This window comes from Mesorhizobium sp. BE184 (assembly GCF_031457045.1).
Taxonomy (GTDB): domain Bacteria; phylum Pseudomonadota; class Alphaproteobacteria; order Rhizobiales; family Rhizobiaceae; genus Mesorhizobium.
Genome location: NZ_JAVDVU010000001.1, coordinates 339,891 through 361,765 on the forward strand (window position 1 = coordinate 339,891; position 21,875 = coordinate 361,765).

18 protein-coding genes are annotated in these 21,875 nt (G+C 58.3%); 12 read left to right on the plus strand and 6 right to left on the minus strand.

Going from position 1 to position 21,875, the window contains the following annotated elements; all coding sequences use genetic code 11:
- The first annotated feature begins 92 nt into the window (after positions 1-92).
- The 6 genes from J2X35_RS01635 (at position 93) to J2X35_RS01660 (ending at position 7,544) form a co-directional block, all read left to right on the plus strand.
- Positions 93-1,388 carry an oligosaccharide flippase family protein gene (locus tag J2X35_RS01635; RefSeq protein WP_310180501.1) on the plus strand — a complete coding sequence of 432 codons (1,296 nt, stop codon included), beginning with the start codon at positions 93-95 and terminating at the stop codon, positions 1,386-1,388.
- Between the two features lie 9 nt (positions 1,389-1,397).
- Complete coding sequence (asnB, locus tag J2X35_RS01640; RefSeq protein WP_310180503.1) at positions 1,398-3,284, plus strand: asparagine synthase (glutamine-hydrolyzing); 1,887 nt, start codon at positions 1,398-1,400, stop codon at positions 3,282-3,284.
- A 354-nt stretch (positions 3,285-3,638) separates the two neighbouring features.
- A complete protein-coding gene (locus J2X35_RS01645; RefSeq protein WP_310180505.1) occupies positions 3,639-4,754 on the plus strand; it encodes a hypothetical protein in 1,116 nt (371 codons plus the stop codon).
- 11 nt (positions 4,755-4,765) lie between these two features.
- Positions 4,766-5,878: a glycosyltransferase family 4 protein gene (locus J2X35_RS01650; RefSeq protein ID WP_310180507.1), complete on the plus strand. Its 1,113-nt coding sequence runs from the start codon at positions 4,766-4,768 to the stop codon at positions 5,876-5,878.
- Between the two features lie 99 nt (positions 5,879-5,977).
- Complete coding sequence (locus tag J2X35_RS01655) at positions 5,978-6,964, plus strand: Gfo/Idh/MocA family oxidoreductase (RefSeq protein WP_310180509.1); 987 nt, start codon at positions 5,978-5,980, stop codon at positions 6,962-6,964.
- Positions 6,965-6,974: 10 nt separating this feature from the next.
- On the plus strand, positions 6,975-7,544 hold the full coding sequence (locus tag J2X35_RS01660; protein WP_310180510.1) for a DapH/DapD/GlmU-related protein: 570 nt from the start codon (positions 6,975-6,977) through the stop codon (positions 7,542-7,544).
- Positions 7,545-7,598: 54 nt separating this feature from the next.
- Here J2X35_RS01660 and J2X35_RS01665 read toward each other — a convergent pair whose 3' ends face one another.
- The gene (locus J2X35_RS01665; RefSeq protein ID WP_310180512.1) at positions 7,599-9,161 is read right to left on the minus strand and encodes a DUF2793 domain-containing protein; all 1,563 of its coding nucleotides are present in this window, start codon (positions 9,159-9,161) and stop codon (positions 7,599-7,601) included.
- Between the two features lie 332 nt (positions 9,162-9,493).
- Between J2X35_RS01665 and J2X35_RS01670 the strand changes: the two genes are divergently transcribed.
- The 5 genes from J2X35_RS01670 (at position 9,494) to J2X35_RS01690 (ending at position 14,579) form a co-directional block, all read left to right on the plus strand.
- Complete coding sequence (locus J2X35_RS01670) at positions 9,494-10,801, plus strand: glycosyltransferase (RefSeq protein ID WP_310180513.1); 1,308 nt, start codon at positions 9,494-9,496, stop codon at positions 10,799-10,801.
- 156 nt (positions 10,802-10,957) lie between these two features.
- Positions 10,958-11,836, plus strand: a complete 879-nt coding sequence (locus tag J2X35_RS01675) for a TylF/MycF/NovP-related O-methyltransferase (RefSeq protein WP_310180514.1) — start codon at positions 10,958-10,960, stop codon at positions 11,834-11,836.
- Positions 11,833-12,474, plus strand: coding sequence for a sugar transferase (locus J2X35_RS01680; protein ID WP_310180515.1), 642 nt, complete (start codon positions 11,833-11,835; stop codon positions 12,472-12,474). Before J2X35_RS01675 ends, J2X35_RS01680 begins: the two co-directional genes overlap by 4 nt.
- A gap of 1 nt (position 12,475) precedes the next feature.
- A complete protein-coding gene (locus tag J2X35_RS01685; RefSeq protein ID WP_310180516.1) occupies positions 12,476-13,414 on the plus strand; it encodes an aldo/keto reductase in 939 nt (312 codons plus the stop codon).
- Positions 13,415-13,448: 34 nt separating this feature from the next.
- Complete coding sequence (locus J2X35_RS01690; protein ID WP_310180518.1) at positions 13,449-14,579, plus strand: acyltransferase; 1,131 nt, start codon at positions 13,449-13,451, stop codon at positions 14,577-14,579.
- A gap of 21 nt (positions 14,580-14,600) precedes the next feature.
- Here J2X35_RS01690 and J2X35_RS01695 read toward each other — a convergent pair whose 3' ends face one another.
- The 3 genes from J2X35_RS01695 to J2X35_RS01705 all read right to left on the minus strand — a co-directional run bounded on the left by J2X35_RS01695 (position 14,601) and on the right by J2X35_RS01705 (position 16,928).
- Complete coding sequence (locus tag J2X35_RS01695; RefSeq protein ID WP_310180519.1) at positions 14,601-15,515, minus strand: transketolase C-terminal domain-containing protein; 915 nt, start codon at positions 15,513-15,515, stop codon at positions 14,601-14,603.
- Positions 15,512-16,363 (minus strand): transketolase, encoded by an 852-nt coding sequence (locus tag J2X35_RS01700; RefSeq protein ID WP_310180521.1) that lies wholly within the window; start codon positions 16,361-16,363, stop codon positions 15,512-15,514. Before J2X35_RS01700 ends, J2X35_RS01695 begins: the two co-directional genes overlap by 4 nt.
- A 220-nt stretch (positions 16,364-16,583) precedes the next feature.
- Positions 16,584-16,928, minus strand: a complete 345-nt coding sequence (locus tag J2X35_RS01705; protein WP_310180522.1) for a VOC family protein — start codon at positions 16,926-16,928, stop codon at positions 16,584-16,586.
- 206 nt (positions 16,929-17,134) lie between these two features.
- On the opposite strand from J2X35_RS01705, the gene ppdK reads away from it, so the two are divergent.
- Positions 17,135-19,798: a pyruvate, phosphate dikinase gene (ppdK, locus tag J2X35_RS01710; RefSeq protein WP_310180523.1), complete on the plus strand. Its 2,664-nt coding sequence runs from the start codon at positions 17,135-17,137 to the stop codon at positions 19,796-19,798.
- A 92-nt stretch (positions 19,799-19,890) separates the two neighbouring features.
- Here ppdK and J2X35_RS01715 read toward each other — a convergent pair whose 3' ends face one another.
- Complete coding sequence (locus J2X35_RS01715; protein WP_310180524.1) at positions 19,891-21,285, minus strand: aminotransferase; 1,395 nt, start codon at positions 21,283-21,285, stop codon at positions 19,891-19,893.
- A 148-nt stretch (positions 21,286-21,433) separates the two neighbouring features.
- Positions 21,434-21,787: a hypothetical protein gene (locus J2X35_RS01720; protein WP_310180525.1), complete on the minus strand. Its 354-nt coding sequence runs from the start codon at positions 21,785-21,787 to the stop codon at positions 21,434-21,436.
- Between the last annotated feature and the right edge of the window lie 88 nt (positions 21,788-21,875).

Sequence of the window (21,875 nt, forward strand, 5' to 3'; positions counted from 1 at the left end):
TCTGGCTCGTTCTCGCGAAGCCGCGACTGAGTTTCGATGATCGGATCGGTTCGCGTAGATCAAGCGACAACACTGCTGCAGGATTTCTGAGCATGGTCGTCGCAAGATGGGAAAGCCTGTACCGAAGCGTGTTCTTGAGGTCTATCCTCACGCTGGCTTCCGCAAATGTCGTCGGCCAGATCATTCTATTGGCCGCCACCCCTTTCGTCACCCGGCTCTACACGCCTCATGACGTTGGAATTTTTGCTGCCTTCAACGCGCTGATGTCTTCGTGTCTCGTCGCGTCCAGTCTGCGTTATGAATTTGCCATACCTCTGCCTCGCTCCGGAAGGAACGGCAGGCTCCTTGTCGCTCTTTCATTGATCTTGAACGGCATCACCTGTGTGCTGGCGGCTGTCATCCTGTTCTTCTGGGGGCGGGACCTAAGTCAACTTGTGAACGTGCCGCAATTGGCGTCGGTTCTCTGGCTGCTTCCATTTGTTCTGTTCGGGGCCGGTTCATACAAGGTCTTTAGGATGTGGGCCGTTCGCCAGCACGATTTCAAGGCGGTTGCCCACACGCGGATTCTTCAGTCCTTGGCGAACGCTGTGCTCCAGATTGCCGGGGGCGTGGCAGGGCTAGGCGCCGTCGGACTTATCATAGGTCAGTTTTTCGGATTCTCGGCCGGCCTGTTTCGTTTGGCTCGAGGCAGTCTCGACCGGTCAGCCGATCTGCGCAGGGCCATAAATCGGCGCCGCGTCCGGGTTCTTGCTCGCCGTTATGATCGCTTCCCCAAATTCGACGTCGCGGCATCGGTCCTGGACACAGTCAGCACCCAATTTCCGAATCTTCTTCTTGCCGCCATGTTCGGGCCGGTCGTTGCGGGTTTTTATTCGATTGCAGATCGCGTGCTTGGAGCACCGGCGGGTTTGCTAGGACAGGCGATCGGCCAGGTCCTCTACGCCAGAAGCCGCCAGGCCCTCCTCGACGGAACGATAAATCGAATGGTGACCGTTACCGTCGCAGGCCTTTCTGCGACATTAATCTTGCCTGCTTTGATAGTGTTTTTCTTTGGCGCTTCACTATTTTCACTGATTTTTGGCGAAGCATGGCGGCAGGCGGGCATTTTTTCAAGTATATTGGTCTTGGGATTTGCCGTACAAGTCGTTTATTCCTCCATATCTGTTCTGCTTCTGGCTTCAGAAGGGCAGAAGAAGAATTTATTCATACACGCTATTCTTCTTGTGATAAAAGTTCTGGCGATCTCTTACGGATATTATTTAGGAGATGCCTACGTTGCGGTCATGGGCTATGCCGTGGCCAACGGTGTCGGATATGCCTGCGCCACTGCGCTGGTGATTCTGCACGTTCGGACGCACGGTGCGTTGACTCCAGACAAGGCAATTTGAGGAAACGTCATGTGCGGAATTGCCGGCGGCATCTGGAGGGTATCGGCAAACGATATCGAGCAACGCCTCGATGCGGCCCTGCGCTGCATGCGTCATCGTGGCCCCAATGACCACGGCACCGAACTGCAGTCGAAACCCAACTATACGGTTGCGATCGGCCAGACCAGGCTTTCGGTAATCGATCTCAGTTCCGGCGGCCATCAGCCCATGGTCAGCGACGATGGGTCCTTGGCGATCGTCTTCAACGGTGAAATCTACAATTATCGCGAATTGCGGGATGAACTTCGCGCGCTTGGGCACGTGTTCCGTTCAGAGTCGGACACGGAAGTTCTTCTGGCCTCCTGGGCCCATTGGCACAAGGAATGCCTGACCAAACTGGAGGGAATGTTTGCTTTCGTCGTTCACGACCGCCGGAACGAACGGCTCTTTTGTGCGCGCGATGCTTTCGGCATCAAGCCGTTTTTTTACGCCCAGAACGACGAAGGGTTCCTGTTTGCCTCGGAACAGTCGGCGATGCGGTCCCTGCGGCGGGAGTTGCCCCGTCCGGATCTGCAGCGGAGCTACGACTACCTCGTCCACGGAGACTATGACAGTCAGGAACGCACGTTTATTGAAGGCGTGAAACATCTGTTGCCGGGATCGTTTCTTGATATCGACCTGTCTTCGAAGCAAGAAGCCGCGCCTGTATCGTGGTGGAAGCCTTCAATCGAACAGACGTCCCGATTATCCTATGCCGATGCGGTGGATGCGGTACGGGAACAGTTTCTGCATAACATCAAACTCCATCTGCGCAGCGACGTCCCTTTGGGTGCGGCGCTATCGGGTGGCATCGACTCCTCGGCGGTGGTTTGCGCTATGCGCAAGATCGAGCCGGACAAGCCCATTCACACCTTCAGCTATATTGCGCAAGGCAGCGATGTCTCCGAGGAGCACTGGGTCGATCTGGTCAACAATACGATAAATGCAACGCCGCATAAGGTGAAAGCGAGCGGGGCTGATCTGGTGCGTGATTTGGACGTCATCATAGCTGCGCAAGGGGAGCCCTTCGGCAGCACCAGCATCTATGCGCAGTATTGCGTCTTTCGGCTCGCTCGCGACTGCGGCATCACCGTGACCCTGGACGGACAGGGCGCCGATGAACTTTTAGCAGGGTATCACGGCTATCCGGGGCAGCGAATGCTGAGCCTTGTCGAGAATGGCCGTCTCGGCGCACTGCATGGGTTTGCGCGCAGTTGGGGAGAATGGCCTGGCAGATCATATGGAAGGGCGTGGGCGTACCTGGGAAGAACCGTTCTTCCCGATGGACTTTACGCCTATGGCCGCAAGGGACTTGGACGCGATTTCCAGCCCGCCTGGCTGGCCGTTGATTTCCTGCGCGACAACGGAGTGAAATTCCGCGAATCCAGACCTGCACTGCAGACCGGGGCCAAAGGCAGGCGCGTGATGGAACAACTTGCATACAGCCTGCAAACCCGGGGGCTTCCTCATTTGCTTCGCCACGGCGACCGAAACGCTATGGCATTCTCGATTGAGAGCCGAGTGCCCTTCTTGACGTTGCCGATGGCGGAACTGCTGCTGACGCTGCCGGAAGAATATCTTATTTCGGACGCGGGCGAGACGAAACATGTGTTCAGAGCGGCCATGCGAGGCCTTGTTCCCGATCAAATTCTCGACCGCAGGGATAAAATCGGATTTGCCACACCGGAGCGCGATTGGCTGATGAATGCCGCTCCGAACCTGAGAGGCTGGCTGGAGGGGTGTGGCAATATCTCCTTTATAAACAGAACGAACCTGCTGGCCGTCTTTGATAAGATGGTTTCCGGTGAGATGAGTTTTTCATGGCAGTTATGGCGTTGGGTCAACTACTGTCGGTGGCACCAATTGGCTATCGCTTGATCGATAAAGGAGACGGTCGCTTCGAGTACACTCCGGCTTCCTTGTGATTGAGTAAAGCCGGACCGTATCTGATATCGTCCGATAAAACCAAAAAGAGAAATGATTAAAGATATAGAAGATTATGGAATTAGTCAAAATAAGGAATCTATTTTATATAGACTCCTATTGTATATTATTTATTTTCTTTTTCTTTGTTTTTCTTACTCGACATATATTGTAATATACTGGAGTTACATTGGATTTGAATGGGAAGTGAACTATTTGAATTTCTATTCCTCTTTTCTTGTAATAGTTTTTTTCGTTTTCATATCCCCGAGGGTGTTCGATGCAAGGTCATATCTACTCAATCTGACTATGACGATTAATCTGATCCCCTCACTCGTATTGTATGCATTGGGCGGTATGAGATTTGGTCTTGCCATGGTCGGCTGGGTCGCATTAGCGATGGTGTTCTTGGTCAGTGCGCTCCCTATGAAGAGAATTACTGCAGGAAGCATCTCTTCAAAGAAACTACTTTACTTAACTTCGGTATTTATATTGATATTTTTATTTTCTTTCTTGCCTTTCGGCGGAATCAAAAATTTCAATTTAGACATAAATGAAGTCTATAACTTAAGAGACGAGGTTTCCGCCAACCTTCCGTCTATATTCAACTATTTGACCCCGATAATATCGAAAGCGGTGATACCTTTCGCCGTAGCCGCAGCTCTGTTTTACCGGAAGTACACAGCGGCCATTGTGTTTTCAATGACCGGCATTTTGGTTTTCGGGTTCACCACGCACAAGGGAGCGATCTTTTATCCATTGATGGCGGTATTCATTTATTTTGCTTTGAAGAAAAGTATGAGCTATTCGTATATATTGGCTTTAATAATTGGATTGATATGCGTTTCTTTTTTCGATGTATATATGATATCTGAAAATTCGACAAACGGGTTATTTGGGCTGTATTCAAATTTTCTCGTTAGAAGATCTATTATGGTTCCATCTTTGTTGGACTATAATTATATCGAGTTCTTTTCTGAAAATCCCTGGTTTTTTTGGTCCTCTTCCAGGCTATCCCTTGGGTTGATATCGCAGCCATATGCGGTGACCGCTCCATATGTAATAGGAGAGGCTTTTCTGGGCTCTCTAGAGGCGGGCGCAAACACCGGTTATATCGGCAGCGGTTTCGCGCAGGCCGGGATCTGGGGAACTCTTCTTTACGCGATCGGCGTGGGCCTCGTCGTCGCATACATCAACGCCCAGTCCCGAACGATTGGCCTTCCACTCGTCGCCGCCATTATGACTGCCCCCGCAGTCACCATGTTTTCGTCAACGGATTTTATCACTCTTTTTCTGACTCATGGAATGATCGTATCTCTCTTGCTGCTCAGCTTGATTGAGCCGAGACGGAGGCACGCCAGCAACAACAGCAGAGCCGGAGGATTTGCGGACGGCTTCCATGTCGACAATTCGATCCGTCGCTGAATGGGCCCGTTATGACAAAAATCGCTCACCTCACATCCGCCCATCAGCGGTTCGATACGCGGATTTTTCTGAAACAGGCACGTAGTCTTGCCTCGGCTGGTTATCAGGTGTCGTTGATCGTCGCAGATGGACTTGGCGACGCGGAGCGGGAAGACGTTTCGATCCTCGACGTCGGCAAGCCAAAAGGGCGACTCGATAGGATGACCGGCGTAACGCGCCAGGTGCTTCGCCGCGCTGTCGAACTCGATGCGGACATCTATCACCTGCACGACCCCGAACTGCTGCCCGCGGCGTTGTCACTCAAACGGCGAAGCAAGCATGTAATTTTTGATGCGCATGAGGATCTGCCGCAGCAGATCATGGCGAAGACTTATCTGCCTCCGATCGTCCGGCGGCCAATTTCCACATCGGCGGCTATTTTTGAGCGTTTCGCCTGCCGCAGACTTGATGCGGTGGTCGCAGCGACCCCTGTCATCAAGGAAAAGTTTGCAGCTTTCGGAATCAGGACCGTGGATATCAACAACTACCCGCTCGAAGGAGAACTGGAAGCTTCCACCTCGTGGCGCGAGAAGAAAAGCGAGGTCTGTTATGTGGGCGGTATTTCGGCTGCTCGTGGGATAAAAGAAATTGTACGGGCGATGGAATTGTCCAACAGCCCGGCGAGGCTCAATCTGGTTGGCAGCTTTTCTGAGGGGCGCCTGAAATCTGAAGTCGAGGAATACCCCGGCTGGACGAAAATAAATGAACTGGGTTTCTTGTCGCGGGCCGAAATTCGTCAGGTCCTAGACCAGTCGGTGGCGGGTCTCTGCACCCTGCTGGCCACACCAAATCATATCGAATCTCGCCCGATAAAGATGTTCGAATACATGTCGGCCGGGTTGCCGGTCATCGCCTCCAATTTCCCGCTTTGGCGCGACATCGTCAAAGGCGATGACTGCGGCCTGTGCGTCGATCCGCTGAACCCTTCAGCGATTGCTGAGGCTATCGATCATTTTGTGAACAATCCTGAGATCGCGAGGCGAATGGGCGAGAACGGCCGCCGCGCCATAACCGAGAAATACAATTGGAAGGCCGAGGAAAAGAAGCTTCTGGCACTCTACGAAGAAATTTCGGCAAAGGGTTGATCCCTCGCGTTTCGCCAATCACACCGCTCTTGCGGTAGACAGGCAGACGACCGTTCGGTATCGCCAGCATCGTTTCCCGGAATCAAAAAAGGCAGTTTCATGGTTTCCATTGCGCATGTCGGGCACGGCTACTGGGGCAAGAACCTTGCCCGCAATTTCCATGAGCTCGGCCATCTAGCGGCGCTTGTCGATCCGGTCCCGGCCGTTACCGAGGCGGCGGCCAAAGCATATGGCGTGCGCGCCGCTTCCTTCGAGGACGTTCTGGCCGATCCATCAATCGATGCCGTGTCCATCGCATCGCCGGCCGGCCTGCATTTCGCCCAGGCGAAGGCGGCCATGGAGGCCGGAAAGCACGTCTATGTGGAAAAGCCGGTGGCACTGGATGTAACCGAGGCGGAGGCGCTCTGCGCGCTGGCCGAACGCACGGGCAGGGTGCTGATGGTCGGCCACCTGCTGCAATACCACCCCGGCTACGTGAAGCTGCGGCGGATGGTGGAAGCCGGCGATCTCGGCAGGCTGCTCTACGTCTATTCGAACCGGCTGTCACTGGGCAAATTCCGCAACGAGGAAAACGTCCTGTGGTCGTTCGCGCCGCACGATATTTCCATGATCCTCGGTCTCTACGGCGCCGAGCCGGCCAGCGTTTCCGCACAGGGCAACGTCTCTTTCCTGCCCGGCATTGCCGACATGGTGACGGTGCAGATGCATTTCCCCGGCGGTGGCAGCGGCCATGTCCAGGCCTCCTGGATGCACCCGTTCAAGGAGCAGCGTCTGGTCGTCATCGGCGAAAAGGCCATGGCCGTGTTCGAGGACAGCGCCCCGGCCTGGGAAGACAAGCTGCTGCTTTACCGCCACACGATCGACCGGTCCGGTGCGGTCCCGAATCCGGCAAAAGCCGATGCCGAGCGCATCGCGGTCGAGAAATCCGAACCTTTGAAGGACGAGTGCAGGCATTTCGCCGAATGCATCGAAACCGGCAACACGCCGCGCACCGACGGCAAGGAGGGCCTTGCCGTGCTGCGGGTGCTGGACAAGGCGGAAAAGGCGCTGCGCGCCAATCTGGAATTGCAGCAACCGGCACGCTAGGAGCACGCCTATGAGCAAGAAAGCATTTGTCCACGAAAGCTCCTATGTCGATGACGGCGCGGTGCTGGGCGATGGCACCAAGGTCTGGCATTTCGCGCATATTCTTCCCGGCACCAGGGTCGGCGAGAATTGCTCGATCGGCCAGAACGTCATGATCGGACCCGATGTCACGGTCGGCAACAATTGCAAGATCCAGAACAACGTCGCGCTCTACAAAGGCGTCGAGCTTGAGGATGGCGTGTTCTGCGGCCCATCCTGCGTTTTCACCAACGTGCTCAATCCCCGCGCCGAAGTGGAACGCAAGGATGAGTTTCGACCGACGCGCGTGCGCCGCGGCGCGACGATCGGCGCCAATGCGACGATCGTCTGCGGCAATGAGCTCGGCGAATACTGCCTGATCGCCGCTGGCGCGGTCGTCACCAGGACCGTGCCTGCCTTTGCCCTGATGGCCGGCGTTCCGGCGCGGCGCATCGGCTGGGTATCGAAGGCCGGCGAAATCCTCGACGAAACGCTGGTCTGCCCGCGCAGCGGGGAACGCTATGAGCGCAGCGGCGAGACGCTGCGTCTCGTCGCTGGCTGATGCGGCCGGCCGGGAAATCGTTCGGCATCGTTTGGATGGCTTCGGGGTGCCAGTTCAGAAATAGGTGACGACCGTCACCTGACCTGACGCCCCGGCGCCGCCAGCGCCGCCATTGCCCGCTTGCGAAGCGCCGCCGCCCCCACCGCCCTGACCGGGCAGAATGCCGTTGCCGCCAGTGCCGCCGTCGCCGGAAGTTGAGGATGCACCGCCGCCGCCATTGCTTCCGGCGCCGCCTGGCGCCGCGCCGCCGATACCGGTGGAGCCGGCGACTCCCGTCGTGAATGGCGTCAGCACGCCGGCACCGGCAAGGGCCGTGTTGGCCGTCGAGAATCCGCCTCCGGCGCCACCGCCCGGGCCGGCCAGCCCGGCACCGCCGCCGCCGCCCGCGCCGGTCACCTGATGCGAGGACGCGCCGCCGCCGCCGCCGAAATCGTTCACCTGGTAGAGGCCGTTGCTGCCGCCGGTGGCGCCGGCCATGCCGCCGCCCATGCCGGCCGCGCCGGCGGTTACGCCATTGGCGTTGCCTCCTGCCTGGTTGCGTCCCGCGCCGCCGCCGCCGCCGCTGGCGCGGCCGGCGCCGCCGCCGCCGCCCGCGCCGCCGCCGCGCGCTGCGACATAGGCCGTGGCCAGCGAGGCGCCGAAGATGGTGTCGCCACCAGGCCCCGATCCGTTGCCGCCGTCGCCGGTCGAGGTGGCGCCTGCGCCGCCCGCGCCTCCGGCTCCGATGGACACCGCGACAGTGGCGGGCAGGGCGCTGGCGTTGAACGTGCATTCGAGGCGGGAGCCGCCGCCACCGCCGCCACCACCCGAAGCGGCGGTCGCTGCCGCCACCTTGGGCCCGCCGCCGCCACCGCCCCCGCCGCCGATGCAGGTGACCTGAACAAGCTTGGCATTGGCGGGCTTGGTCCAGGTACCGCCCGCGGCAAAGGTCTGGATATCCACGGTCGCCGCCAGACCGGAGGCCTGCACATTGCCAGTCGCCCTGTCCACCACCATGGCCGAATTCCAGGTCGATCCATCGGCCGAAACCTTCAATGTCAGGTCGTCATTGCCGAGGAGGCCGAGTTCCGCCCTGCCGCCGAAGCCGGATTGCAGCAGGATCGACAGGATGTTGGCGGAGGCTTCCTTGTTGAGCGTATAGCGAAGATCGCCCGTGCCGCCCTCGGCCGCGCTCAATGCGGTCCACAGGGCCTTGTTGATTTTTGCTGAAAAAGGGTTGGTTGAATCGGCGGTCGTGCCCACGCCGAACAAGGTCAGGTTCTGCAGGGCGTCGATCGTCTCGGAAACCGGCTGCCAGGCCGAGCCTGTCCAACACACGAAAGCGACTTCGTCGGCGAGGAAACAATGCCAGCCGGCACGGGGTTGCAGAAAGCTCCAGCCGCCGTCGCGAAAAACCGCAATGTTGCCAGCCTGACCTACCCAGTCGCCGGTCGGTGTCGCCGCGACGATATAGCGGTCGCCATCGCCGGGGGTGGCTGGCGGGGTTGCGATATCCTTGTCCAGCACGGCGATCTGCACCAGCGCGTCGAGCAGGTCCAGCGCTTCATTGTGCGTCACGTGCTTCTGCGCCTGGCTCGGCATCAGGTAGGGGAGGGAGAGGTTGGGCGTGTTTTCCATGGGCTGTCCTTTTGCGGCGGTTAACCGGCAAGGATAGGCTCGCGCCCGATAGTGTGGACAAAGAGCGGCCGAGATTAAGGATGGATGCTGTGTTTCCGGCACCGCAGCAGCCTTCGACGGGTGCGACCCGATCAAGCTGGCTTCGCCGGACAGATGATGCTATCCGTCCGGCCGTTCGAATCTAGGGATCAGAATGCAATTCCTGCAAAACCTGTCGCCAGTCGCGTTCGGCTGCGATCCTCTAGGCTGTCACAATTGGGGCAAGGTGGCCTATTAAGTCATCCGCCGCGCTCGGCGTTTCTCACCCACCTGTTCGCTGATAGGAAATCGATTTGCGTATCTGGATCGTCAAGTATGGCGAAAGCGTTCCGTTTTTGCCGGATTCAGTCGGCAGTCATCTTTTCCGTTCGGGTGAATTGGCGCGCCGCCTCGTAGAGCGTGGGCATGAAGTCGTCTGGTGGACGGGCCAGTTCGAACACCCGACCAAGCTGTACCACCGCATTCCAGGAAATGAGGTGCCGATACCCGGCTCGGAAAATTCCAAAGTCGTTCTGCTCTATTCGCCGGGCTATTCGTCCAACATTTCCCTGATGCGCTTCTACGATCATTGGCGGATTGGCCGCAGCTTTCGGGAAGCGGCGGTCAAGGAGCCGGTGCCGGATATAATTGTCGCCAGTATGCCCACGCCGGAATTGGTGAGGGCCTCAAGTGACTATGCTGATCGGCACGGCGTCCCGCTGATGGTCGATGTTCGCGATCTTTGGCCGGACGTGATCGCAGACCGGTTGGAGAAGAAGTTCGGGTTTGCACCCAAGTGGCTGCTTTATCCTTATGAGCGGGATGTGAAACATTCTCTTTCACATGCCGACAGCGTGACTGCGATTACGCAGGGTTGCCTCGAATGGGCGCAATCGAAGGGTAGTCGAACGGATGCTCAAGCGGACCACGATAGGGTCTTTCGTCTCGCATCCAGGGCGATTTCCCGTAACCAGACGCGCTGGCAGGAGATCGAGACGGCTTGGAAGATCAGGGGATTCGACCCGAATTCCGGCAAGACAATATTCGCGTGGGCGGGGTCGTTGACCAATCAGCAGGCGACACGCGCACTGGTTCAAGCCCAGACCCTGCTGTCCAAAGAAGTCCGCGACCGGATTCAGGTTGTCATTTGTGGACGGGGCGATCTGCAAAACCAAATTCTTTCCGTCAAACAAGCATGCGAGCACATGATCTATGCTGGTTTCGTGCCTCGCGATGAGGTGCAATTCTTGTATGACAACAGTCACTATGGACTACTCTGTTACGATAACACTCCGGATTTCCAAGCCAGTTTTCCCAACAAGTTTGGGGAATATCTCATGAGCGGCCTCTCGGTCGTTACGACGATCAATGGCGTGATGCAGCAAGAGTACGGTGACCAGGGCTTTATCGACACAGTCGCCTCGACCCCCCACGGTATCGCCGAAGCGCTTACCCGATTGGCTGACCTGAAGCCGGGTGAACCAATACGAGCCCGAGCGCGGGCCGTGTTTCAAAAAGACTTCGATGCCGATATCGTCTATGAGGCGTTTTGCGACCACATAGAAGAAAGAGTCCGCGCCGGTTCTGCCGCCGTCGAAAAAAAAGACACACTTGCGGGATAGCGGATATCCGCGACGAGGCGATCCACCTTGGCAGCGCTGGAAACGCTATCCAGCTTCTGCTAAGGGACCGCCTGATCCAATAACGAACCGAGACGAGCTCTTCGAGCTCATGCCGATTCAGTGCGCCTCGAGCGCCACCTCCTGGAGGACAAACCAATGTCGGAACAGCATACTTTGGATGGCGTCAACAGGATTGAATACCGCCCAGGGCTGGTTGGGCGATTTGCCCGGATCTTGATCCCGTTCCTGCAGCGAACTTTGCCAAGCGGCCTCTACCGCGTCACATATGATGCGCTTTACAACGGTTACAAATGGACCCTGCGCCAGAGCTATCTGTTGCGCTATGCGGCAGCGCATGTCGTGGGCAGCCGTGAAGACAAGCTAAGAACGTCGCTGACCCGCAAGCTGTTGCCGTACAGCATGGGGGGGAAGAAGGCTCTCGAAAATGCTTTCGAACTGACTGCGAAAGCGGAACGGAACAATATTCCTGGAAGTCTGGTCGAATGTGGTGTTGCCGAGGGCGGAACTGCGGCGATGATCGCGCTGACCAGCCGCGAACTGGGAAAGACTGTTCGTCCGAAATGGTTTTTTGATTCGTATGAGGGCCTGCCCGAACCAACAGCCGAAGATTATGAGGGCGGAAAGGTTGGGAATTTCATCAGGCCGCTTCCTAAGGGGGCCTGCCTGGGCACGATCGAACAGGTGGGCGAGCTTATGTTCGATACTCTTAAGTTCCCGAAGGACGAAGTGACGCTGGTCAAAGGCTGGTTCCAGGATACCGTCCCGGTCAAGCGCGATGTCGTGGGCCAGATCGCCGTACTGCGGCTGGATGGTGACTGGTATGAGTCCACGAAGGTGCCTCTGGAGAATTTCTACGACAACGTTTCTCCCGGTGGCTATGTGATCATTGATGATTACGCGACGTGCTTTGGCTCACGCAAAGCCGTTGACGAATTCTTTGCCGAACGAAACATAAAGGCGCCGCTGTTTGAAGATGGTCGAGGCGGCGTTTGGTTCGAAAAGCCCTCGCTTTGACCGCGCTTGCCGAAGTGACGGAATTTCATCCAAACAGAGGATACGAGATAATAAAGCGGCTGTTCGATATCAGCGCCGCGGTCGTTGGGATCGTGTTGCTCTCGCCCGTACTGTTGACAATTGCGGTCGCGGTCAAACTGTCTTCCCCTGGTCCGATCCTTTACCGAGGCACACGAGCGGGTCGCTTGGGCGTTCCGTTCCAGATTATGAAATTTCGATCGATGTATGTCGGATCGGATCGTGGTGCTGGCACCACCAGTCGGGATGACCCGCGAGTGACACCGGTTGGGAAAATCTTGCGCAAGTTCAAGCTTGATGAATTACCCCAACTTTTCAATGTGCTGCTCGGCGACATGAGTGTCGTTGGCCCAAGACCGGAACTGCTCAGATATACCGAGCAATACACCGGCGACGAGAAGCTCATATTGGCGGTGAGGCCAGGAATTACGGATTTTTCTTCCATCCAGTTTTCGAACCTGAATGAGCTTATAGGGGACGAAGATCCGGACCGGGAATTTGAGACGAAGGTGCTGGCGGCCAAAAATAAGCTGCGGATCAAATATGTAAGGGAGAGAGGTTTTCTGCTCGATTTGCAGCTGATTGCCCAAACTCTCCTGCGCGTTGCGAGACTACGTTGAAATGAAGCCGTTCAACTGGAACGGTTTACCGATAAGCCGCATCGCTATGGGCTGTGAACCTTTGGGGGGAACGGACTGGGGCGTTATCGACCTCTCGCTGGTCAGGCGAGCTGTAGCGGCGGCGCTTGATGTTGGCGTGACCGTATTTGACACCGCTGATGTCTATGGCTTGGGTCGGAGCGAAGAAGAACTCTCGGCCGCCTTGGGCGTGCGTCGAAAAGATGCCTTCATAATCACCAAATTCGGCGTCAGGTGGGAGAACGAATCGGCAGGGGGAAGGGCAAGAACGTTCAAAGACTCATCGCCTTCATACCTGGCGAAGGCGCTGGAAGGCAGCCTTAAGCGTCTGCGAATTGACGCCATTCCACTCTATCTGGTCCACTGGCCCGACCAGGCCACTCCAATTGACGACACGCTCGCTGCTCTTGAAGACGCGCGGCAATCAGGCAAAATCCTGAACTTCGGTCTATCCAATTTCGATGCGAATACCGTGAGCGCTGCAAGTAGCCGCAATATTTCCGCGCTTGAAGGACCGTACAGCCTGCTTCGTCAGGATGGCGCAGAAACAGCTTTCAAGGCAGCCAGGGAAGCCGGTCTTGCCTGTGTTGCCTATGGTCCGCTCGCCCAAGGGCTGTTGACCGGAAAATACGCCAAAAGCTCCAGGTTCGAGAGCAACGATCGCCGCAATAGACTGGCGCAATTCGATCCCGGCCAATGGGAAGCCAATGCTCGGATTCTGGCGAGATTGGAAGATGTCGCCCGCAAGCGTGAGAAAAAGATCGCTGAAGTGGCCGTTCGTTGGGTTCTCGATAGTGGATTGATCGACATCGCGGTGGTTGGGGCTAAGTCGCCGGAACAGATGATCGAAAACGCCGGCGTTCTCAACTGGACACTTACCGACGAAGAAGTCGCGGACCTTTCCCAAAGCCTCGGTTCATAGTTCCCCCTTCAATTGGCATCTGTACTGAGAAAAGATGATTTCACCTGACCGGCGGCGCGGGATACCTGAACTGGATGCGGTACGCGGAATCGCTGCCGCGACCGTCGCGTTGTGGCATTGGATATCCATGGCGAATTTGCCATATCCATCCTTCAAGTCGGCGCACGCTGCTCTTTCCACCGGCTCGGAACTGGCGGTCACGATTTTCTTCGTTCTCTCGGGAATGGTCCTGACCCTGTCTATCCGCAACGCAAAAGGCGGAGGGGACGGAATTATAATTCTATCGTATTTCGTCCGGCGGATATTCAGAATATTTCCGCTGCTGATCGTAGTCGTGTCATTTGCATTCGTTGAAATGTACGCACTGAGGGCGATCCTGGGAATCGAAACGCAGTGGAAAAATTATGCAAACTTCACGTTTTCGATTTGGATTGACAATATATTACTATTCTTGACGACTTTTAATCCACCAGGGTGGACGCTCAAAATTGAAATTGTCGGTTACATCCTTATTCCATTTATCGTTTTAGCGGGATCGAGACCTCTCTTGAAGGCGCTTATCTACGGATGCCTGTTTATTATTTTATCTATATTAATCGTGAAGACGGGATGGTGGATAATATGGCCATCCTACAAGCAGCTCATGCCGATGTTCATACCTGGAATATTTTTGGGATTTATTGCGAATACCCCCGATTTCAAGAATACCAGCGCACTTCCGTTTCTGGTCGCCGGAATCGTTGGATTGGGAATTCTGATTAGAGTACAGATTTTTCAATATGACCTGACCTTCCTGGTATCGACCTGCTGCGCCTGCCTTGTCGTCTGGGCCATACTCGACCGGGGTCCGTTCCATCGCTTCATCAACTCGCCCGCGCTGCGCTGGCTGGGCGATATCAGCTACGGAACGTTTTTGTGGCATTACCCCCTGCTTTGGTGCTGGTTCTATATCTTTGGCAGCTATGTGGGCACGACGAACCTATGGATATGGCTGGCGGCAGGCGCTGTCGGGCTCCCGCTGACCCTCCTCTTTTCTCAATTCACTTTCCGTTACGTGGAAAGGCCGATGATGGAATTTGCGTCGCGGCTGACGCGCCAGTTCAAGGGTAAGGATGCCCCACGCACTGACGCGTCTGCGGTCGTCGAATCAGCATCCGTGCCTTGAACGGGTGGGTTTGCAGGCGTCTTAGCTCAGCAGGAGCTTCGTGGCCGCATATATTGCCTCGGAATCGACGCCGTATTTTTGTCGAAGATAATCCTGATCCCCGACGATCGAGGAATACACACCGGGCAGACCCACGCGTTTGAACGATACCCTGGCGGACGATTCCGCGAGGATTTCCGCCACCGCGCCACCGAGGCCGCCGTGGATGGTGTTTTCTTCCACGGTGACAATCGCGCGGTGCTCTCCGGCAACCTGAAGGACAAGCGCCTCGTCAAGCGGGCTCAGCGTATGCATGCTGACGACCGAGCATGAGACGCCCTCATCGGCCAGCCGATCCGCAGCCTTCATGGCCTCTGAAACGATTCCGCCCGATCCGATAAGACAAACGTCGCGGCCCTGGCGCAGGCGTCTGGCACTACCGATGGTGAAGGCGCCAGCGTCTTTCGTCGCGATAGGCACATCCTTTTCGATGCGCAGGTAACCAACGCCTGGTCTTGCCGCCAACGCCCGCGTCGCTTCAGCTGACTCGTAGGCATCGCAGGGCGCGACCACCGTAACACCGGGAAGCGCACGCAGGATCGATAAATCTTCAGTCGCATGATGCGACATGCCGAGCGCGCCATAGGTGAACCCGCCGCCCGAGGCGACCACGTTCACGTTGACCTCATGATAGGCGGCGTCGTTTCTAATCTGTTCGAGGCAGCGCAGCGTGGAGAAATTGCCGATCGAGTAGGCGAACACTGTCCAACCTTCGAGGCCCATGCCGGTGGCCGTGCCGATCATGCTCTGTTCGGCGACGCCGACATTGATGAACCGGCCGGGAAACTCTTCGACGATCTTGTTGAAAATGCCGAAGCCCAAATCCGCCGTGATCAGCGCGACCTTGTCGTCGTGCCGCATCAGATCGATGACCGTGTTGACGAAACTGTCTCTCATGAGGCTGGGATCTTCGCCTTCAATTCCGCAACGGCATTTTCATATTCTTCGCCTTGCGCTGTGCGATAATGCCAAAGAACCTTGTTTTCCATGAAGCTCACACCCTTGCCCTTCGTGGTGTGGGCCAGGACAACGGTTGGTTTGCCTGCCACTTTACTCTCCAGACTGAACGCTTCCCGCAGCGAAGAATGATCGTGGCCATCGACTTCGTGGACGGTCCAGCCGAAGGCGGTAAGCTTGGCGTTGAAGGGCTCAAGCGCCAGCGTGTCCTGGACGCTGGCGAGTGACTGAAGCTTGTTGTAGTCGATGACCGCCACGAGGTTGTCGAGCCGGCGGTGGCTTGCGAGAAGCAGAGCCTCCCACACGGAACCCTCGTCGCATTCGCCATCGCTCATCAACACGAAAACCCTGTGCTTTTCGCCTTTAAGTTTGGCGGACAGCGCCATGCCCGCCCCTACGGACAATCCGTGTCCGAGCGAACCGGTTGACAGTTCGACGCCGGGAACACCCTTGTGAGATATGTGCCCGGAGAGAACCGAACCATTCTGGTAGTGGTTCTTGAGATAATCGACGGCCATGAAACCGCATTCGGCCAAGGTCGCATAGAGCGCCGCGCCACTATGACCCTTGCTCAGAATGAAACGGTCGCGATTCTGCCGTTTCGGGTCGTCTGAAGAGACATCGAGTACATCCGCATAGAGCACCGCCAGGATGTCCGCGATGGAGAACGCGGAGCCTACATGCGAACTCCGGCCGAGATGCGTCATCTGCAAGGCATGAAGCCGGACATAGGCAGCAAGCTGCTCACTGGTGGCCCAGGCACGGTTCGGCAAATCTTGAATGGGCATGCCCTTTCCGAGCTCACTCAGAAGGAGTGCAGGAGAACGCTGGTCGATTTCACAGGGGACCTAGCTCGAAAACGGAGGGTTGTAAACCTCGTCAAACCAGATCAGCAACCCGGTTTTGGCCGCGGGAAAGATCACTGATATGCGGTGATATCAACGACTTAGTGCGATATGCACGAATCTGAAAATAGTTGTTTTTCAGGTTGTTACAGGAATTTATCGCTCACTCTCCCCAAACCGCCAATTCATTGCCGGCCGGATCGAGGAAATGGAACCGCCTGCCGCCTGGAAACGAGAAGATCGGCTTGGCGATTTTTCCGCCGGCGCCTTCCACCGCTGCAAGGGTGGCTTCCAGATCGTCCGAATAGAGGACCGGCAGCGGCTTGTCGCTGGCTTCCGCCGCATCGGCCTGGAAGCCGCCCTCCAATCCTTCGTCAAAGCCGGAATAGGTCGGCCCGTAATCGGTGAAGGACCAGGCGAAGGCGGCACTGTAGAACGCCTTCACGCTATCCAGCCTGCCGTGGGTGGCCGGCATTTCGAAGAAATCGAGCTTGCCCGTCTGTTTCATGTCACACCTTCGCGTTCCGCATTTGTTCTATATCGATGCACGACTCGGCGCAACAATTTCTTCCGCCTCGATGTTTGCCTGAGACCACTTGGCGCTCTAATCGATTGTACGCTTCGGCCATCCGGTCCACGCCTTGCCTTTCGCAGCGCAGCATTCTATCGCTCGGCCCGGCGGACCGAAGCCCGCCCTTTGGCAATGGAGCGAACATGACCAAGTGGGTTTATACCTTCGGAGATGGCGCGGCAGAGGGACGTGCCGGCGACAAGAACCTGCTCGGCGGCAAGGGCGCCAACCTCGCCGAGATGTGCAGCCTCGGCTTGCCGGTCCCGCCCGGCTTCACCATCACCACGGAAGCCTGCAACTGGTACTATGCCAATGGCAATGCCTATCCGGACTCCCTGGCCGCCGATGTCGATGCCGCGCTCGGCCATATCGGTAATTTGACCGGCCGCAGCTTCGGCGATCCGGAAAAACTGCTCCTGGTTTCCGTACGCTCCGGAGCCCGCGCCTCGATGCCCGGCATGATGGACACGGTTCTCAATCTCGGCCTGAATGACGAGACGGTCGAAGCGCTGGCCAAGGATTCGGGCGATCCCCGCTTCGCCTATGACAGCTACCGTCGGTTCATCCAGATGTATTCCGATGTCGTCATGGGGCTGGATCACGAGGTCTTCGAGGAGATCCTCGAAGACCGCAAGGCAACGCTCGGCTATGAACTCGACACCGAGCTCAGCGCAGCCGAATGGCAGGCGGTCATCGCGCTCTACAAGGCGAAAGTCGAGGAGGAACTCGGCAAGCCGTTCCCGCAGGACCCTCGCGAACAGCTCTGGGGCGCCATCGGCGCGGTGTTCTCAAGCTGGATGAATGCCCGCGCCATCACCTACCGCCGCCTGCACGACATTCCGGAGGCCTGGGGCACCGCCGTCAACGTCCAGGCCATGGTGTTCGGCAATATGGGTGACACCTCGGCCACCGGCGTCGCCTTTACCCGCAATCCCTCGACCGGCGAGAAGGCGCTCTACGGCGAGTTCCTCGTCAACGCCCAGGGCGAGGACGTCGTCGCCGGCATCCGCACGCCGAAGAACATCACCGAAAAGGCCCGCATCGCCGCCGGCTCAGACAAGCCGTCGATGCAGAAGCTGATGCCGGATGCCTTCGCTTCCTTCGTCACGATCTCGGACAAGCTGGAAAAGCATTACCGGGACATGCAGGACCTGGAATTCACCATCGAGCGCGGCAAGCTGTGGATGCTGCAGACGCGCTCCGGCAAGCGCACCGCCAAGGCGGCGCTCAAGATGGCCGTGGAGATGGCCGCGGAGGGCCTTATTACGAAGGAAGAAGCCGTCGCCCGCATCGATCCGGCCTCGCTCGACCAGTTGCTGCATCCGACCATCGATCCCAAGGCCGAGCGCAACGTCATCGGCATCGGCCTGCCGGCATCGCCGGGTGCCGCCACAGGCGAGATTGTCTTTTCCTCTGAGGATGCCGAGGATTTGAAAGGGCAGGGCCGCAAGGCGATCCTCGTGCGCGTCGAGACCAGCCCCGAGGACATCCACGGCATGCACGCCGCCGAAGGCATCCTGACCACGCGCGGCGGCATGACCAGCCATGCGGCCGTTGTGGCGCGCGGCATGGGCAAGCCCTGCGTTTCCGGCGCCGGCTCGCTGCGCGTCGATCACCGGACCGGCACGCTGATCGCCATGGGCGCTACCTTCCGCAAGGGCGACGTCATCACCATCGACGGCAGCAACGGCCAGGTGCTGAAAGGCGCGGTGCAAATGCTGCGGCCGGAACTGTCGGGCGATTTCGCCGCCATTATGGAATGGGCAGATGCCGTGCGCCGCATGAAGGTGCGCACCAACGCCGAGACGCCGGCCGATGCACGCATGGCGCGCTCCTTCGGCGCCGAAGGCATCGGGCTTTGCCGCACCGAGCATATGTTCTTCGACGGCGCCCGCATCGTCGCCATGCGCGAGATGATCCTCGCCGACACCGAGGCGGACCGGCGCATGGCGCTGGACAAGCTTCTGCCGATGCAGCGCTCGGACTTCCTCGAACTGTTCGAGATCATGGCCGGGCTGCCGGTGACGATCCGGCTGCTCGACCCCCCGCTTCATGAGTTCCTGCCGAAGACCGAGGAGGAAATCGCCGAGGTCGCGGCGGCGATGAACGTGTCGGCCGATAAACTTCGCCAGCGCACCGAGGCGCTGCACGAGTTCAACCCGATGCTCGGCCATCGCGGCTGCCGGCTGGCCGTATCCTATCCCGAAATCGCCGAGATGCAGGCGCGCGCCATCTTCGAGGCGGCGGTCGAGGCCGGCCGCAAGAGCGGCAAGCTGGTGGTGCCGGAAATCATGGTGCCTCTGGTCGGCATCGTGAAGGAGCTGGAATTCGTCAAGGCGCGCATCGACGCCGTGGCTTCCAGCGTCATGAAGGAGACCGGCGTCACGATCGAATATCTCTCGGGCACGATGATCGAACTGCCGCGCGCGGCCATTCGGGCAAACGTCATCGCCGAATCGGCGGAATTCTTCTCCTTCGGCACCAACGACTTGACCCAGACGACCTTCGGCATATCGCGCGACGACGCCAGTTCCTTCCTCGAAGTCTACCGGCAGAAGGGCATCATCGAGCAGGACCCGTTCGTCTCGCTCGACATCGAGGGGGTTGGCGAACTCGTCCGCATGGCGGCCGAAAAGGGCAGGGCGACACGGCCGGACATCAAGCTCGGCATCTGCGGCGAGCATGGCGGCGATCCGGCCTCGATCCATTTCTGCGAAGAGGTCGGCCTGGATTACGTGTCCTGCTCGCCTTACCGCTTACCGATCGCGCGGCTGGCAGCGGCGCAGGCGGCGATCAAGGGCAGATAGTCAAACAAAACAACGACATGCGGACAGGAAACGAATCGGTTTCTGAACTGCATGAAGTGTCTGGATTTATGCTGTACGGCGCGTCGCTCAGGTCACGCGGCGCGCAGCTTCTCCTTGGTCACATGTTCTTCCGCCTGCCGAAGGGCCTTTTCCAGGCGGTCGAACAATTCGTTCAGCTCGCCTTCGCTGATGACCATGGGCGGGCATAGGCCGATCGTGTCGCCCATGGCGCGCAGGATCAGGCCGTTTTCCTCAAGCAGCTTTGCCGTCAATGGCCCGACGCCTTGAGCCGGCTTGAAGGCGCGCCGCGTTGTCTTGTCGGCGACGAGCTCGACGCCGCCGACAAGGCCGCAATAGCGGGCCTCGCCGACGAGTTCGAATTCGGCCAGCCGTTTCATCCGCGCCTCGAACACCGGTGCAAGCCGCCGCACATGGCCGACAATGTCGCGCCTCTGGTAGATCTCGATCGCCTTCACGCCGAGCGCGCAGCCGAGCGGATGACCGCCATAGGTGAAGCCATGGCCGAAGGTGCCGAGCTGGGCGGTGTAGTCGACATAGGCCTGGTAGATATCCTCCGGCACCATCACCGCGCCAAGCGGGGCATAGGCGGAAGTCAGTTGCTTGGCGGCGGAAAGGGTTTTCGGCCGCATGTTGAAGGTCTCGGTTCCCCACCAGTTGCCAGTGCGCCCGAAGCCGGTGATGACTTCGTCGGCGATCAGCATGATGTCGTGTTCGTCGAGCACCGCCTGGATCGCCTCGAAATAGCCTTTCGGCGGCACGACGACGCCGCCGGCGCCCATCACCGGCTCGGCGATCATGGCGGCGATGGTGTCGGCGCCCTCGCGCTCGATCAGGTCGCGCAGCGACTGGACGATGCGGTCGACGAAATCCGCCTCGCTCTCGCCCTCCTTGCCGAAGCGGTAGAAGTGCGGGCAGTCGGTGTGCAGCACGCGGTCGACCGGCAGGTCCCAGCCATTGTGGTTGCCGGGCAGGCCGGTCAGCGAGGCGGCCATGACGGTCACGCCATGATAGGCCCTGATGCGCGAGATGATCTTCTTCTTCTGCGGCTTGCCGCGCGCATTGTTCAGGAACCAGGCGAGCTTGACCTGCGTATCGTTGGCCTCCGACCCTGACGAGGTGAAGAACACCTTGGAGATCGGCACCGGCGCGATCTCCTTGAGCTTCTCGGCCAGTTCGATGGCCGGTTCGAAGCTCTTGGCGCCGAACAGATGGTAGAAGGGCAGGGCGCGCATCTGTTCGGTCGCCGCGTCCACCATTTCCTCGTCGCCGAAACCGAGCCCGGCGCACCAGAGACCCGACATGCCCTCGATATATTCACGTCCCTGCGTGTCGTAGACATGCACGCCCTTGCCGTGGCTGACGACCAGGGTTCCCGTCGTCTTCAGCTTGTGAAGCGGCGTATAGGGATGGATGACGGATTCGATATCCCGCGTCTGCAGGTTGCTCAACGGCAACTGTTCGGTCATGGCTCACTCCGGCAGCGGCAAGTCCCTCAGGTCACCTGACCGTGAAGGCTCTGGGATCGCATGCATCGCTCCCAATGGTGTAGCTGCTGGACCGCGGCCCGCAAAATCCTTTCCGTCCTGGTTCAAGAACGGTTCGGCTGCTGGCCTATCAGGCAGCGGCCTGGAAAACGTCCATCAGGCCCGCATAGGCGTCCGCGATGCGCGCGGCCGGGTTTCCGCTTTTGGCAGCCGGCTCCACCTTGAGCGTTCCGCCGCTCTTCGGCAGCGTCATCATCAGGATCTGCTGGCTTTTGCCATCGCCCACCGCCGCGGCGGCCACATGTTCCTGAGCGCCTTCGCCACCCACGCACATCTTGAAAAGCAATCTGCCGCCGACAGCCTCCAGCGCGCCGCCGACCACCTCGGCGAACTCTTGCTCCGACACGCTTTCAGCGTCGGGAACGAGATCGGCCAGACTTTCGGCAAGTGTGTCTTCGAGGGCTTTTTCATCGCGCTGGGTCATTGCGAACCACTCCATCCGCCATTCGCACCCCGCCACGAAATAGCCTCCACCGCGACAATGGCCGCATTGTGGCATCGGCCATTGGGCC

Bases quoted from the DNA above. Each gene is read 5' to 3' on its own strand.
- J2X35_RS01705 (WP_310180522.1), bottom strand. From the start codon at position 16,928: ATGAAACAGACGGGCAAGCTCGATTTCTTCGAAATGCCGGCCACCCAC.
- J2X35_RS01690 (WP_310180518.1), top strand. From the start codon at position 13,449: ATGATTTCACCTGACCGGCGGCGCGGGATACCTGAACTGGATGCGGTA.
- asnB (WP_310180503.1), top strand. From the start codon at position 1,398: ATGTGCGGAATTGCCGGCGGCATCTGGAGGGTATCGGCAAACGATATC.
- J2X35_RS01660 (WP_310180510.1), top strand. From the start codon at position 6,975: ATGAGCAAGAAAGCATTTGTCCACGAAAGCTCCTATGTCGATGACGGC.
- J2X35_RS01695 (WP_310180519.1), bottom strand. From the start codon at position 15,515: ATGAGAGACAGTTTCGTCAACACGGTCATCGATCTGATGCGGCACGAC.
- J2X35_RS01715 (WP_310180524.1), bottom strand. From the start codon at position 21,285: ATGACCGAACAGTTGCCGTTGAGCAACCTGCAGACGCGGGATATCGAA.
- J2X35_RS01700 (WP_310180521.1), bottom strand. From the start codon at position 16,363: ATGCCCATTCAAGATTTGCCGAACCGTGCCTGGGCCACCAGTGAGCAG.
- J2X35_RS01720 (WP_310180525.1), bottom strand. From the start codon at position 21,787: ATGACCCAGCGCGATGAAAAAGCCCTCGAAGACACACTTGCCGAAAGT.
- J2X35_RS01645 (WP_310180505.1), top strand. From the start codon at position 3,639: ATGACGATTAATCTGATCCCCTCACTCGTATTGTATGCATTGGGCGGT.
- J2X35_RS01685 (WP_310180516.1), top strand. From the start codon at position 12,476: ATGAAGCCGTTCAACTGGAACGGTTTACCGATAAGCCGCATCGCTATG.
- J2X35_RS01665 (WP_310180512.1), bottom strand. From the start codon at position 9,161: ATGGAAAACACGCCCAACCTCTCCCTCCCCTACCTGATGCCGAGCCAG.
- J2X35_RS01675 (WP_310180514.1), top strand. From the start codon at position 10,958: ATGTCGGAACAGCATACTTTGGATGGCGTCAACAGGATTGAATACCGC.
- J2X35_RS01650 (WP_310180507.1), top strand. From the start codon at position 4,766: ATGACAAAAATCGCTCACCTCACATCCGCCCATCAGCGGTTCGATACG.
- J2X35_RS01635 (WP_310180501.1), top strand. From the start codon at position 93: ATGGTCGTCGCAAGATGGGAAAGCCTGTACCGAAGCGTGTTCTTGAGG.
- ppdK (WP_310180523.1), top strand. From the start codon at position 17,135: ATGACCAAGTGGGTTTATACCTTCGGAGATGGCGCGGCAGAGGGACGT.
- J2X35_RS01655 (WP_310180509.1), top strand. From the start codon at position 5,978: ATGGTTTCCATTGCGCATGTCGGGCACGGCTACTGGGGCAAGAACCTT.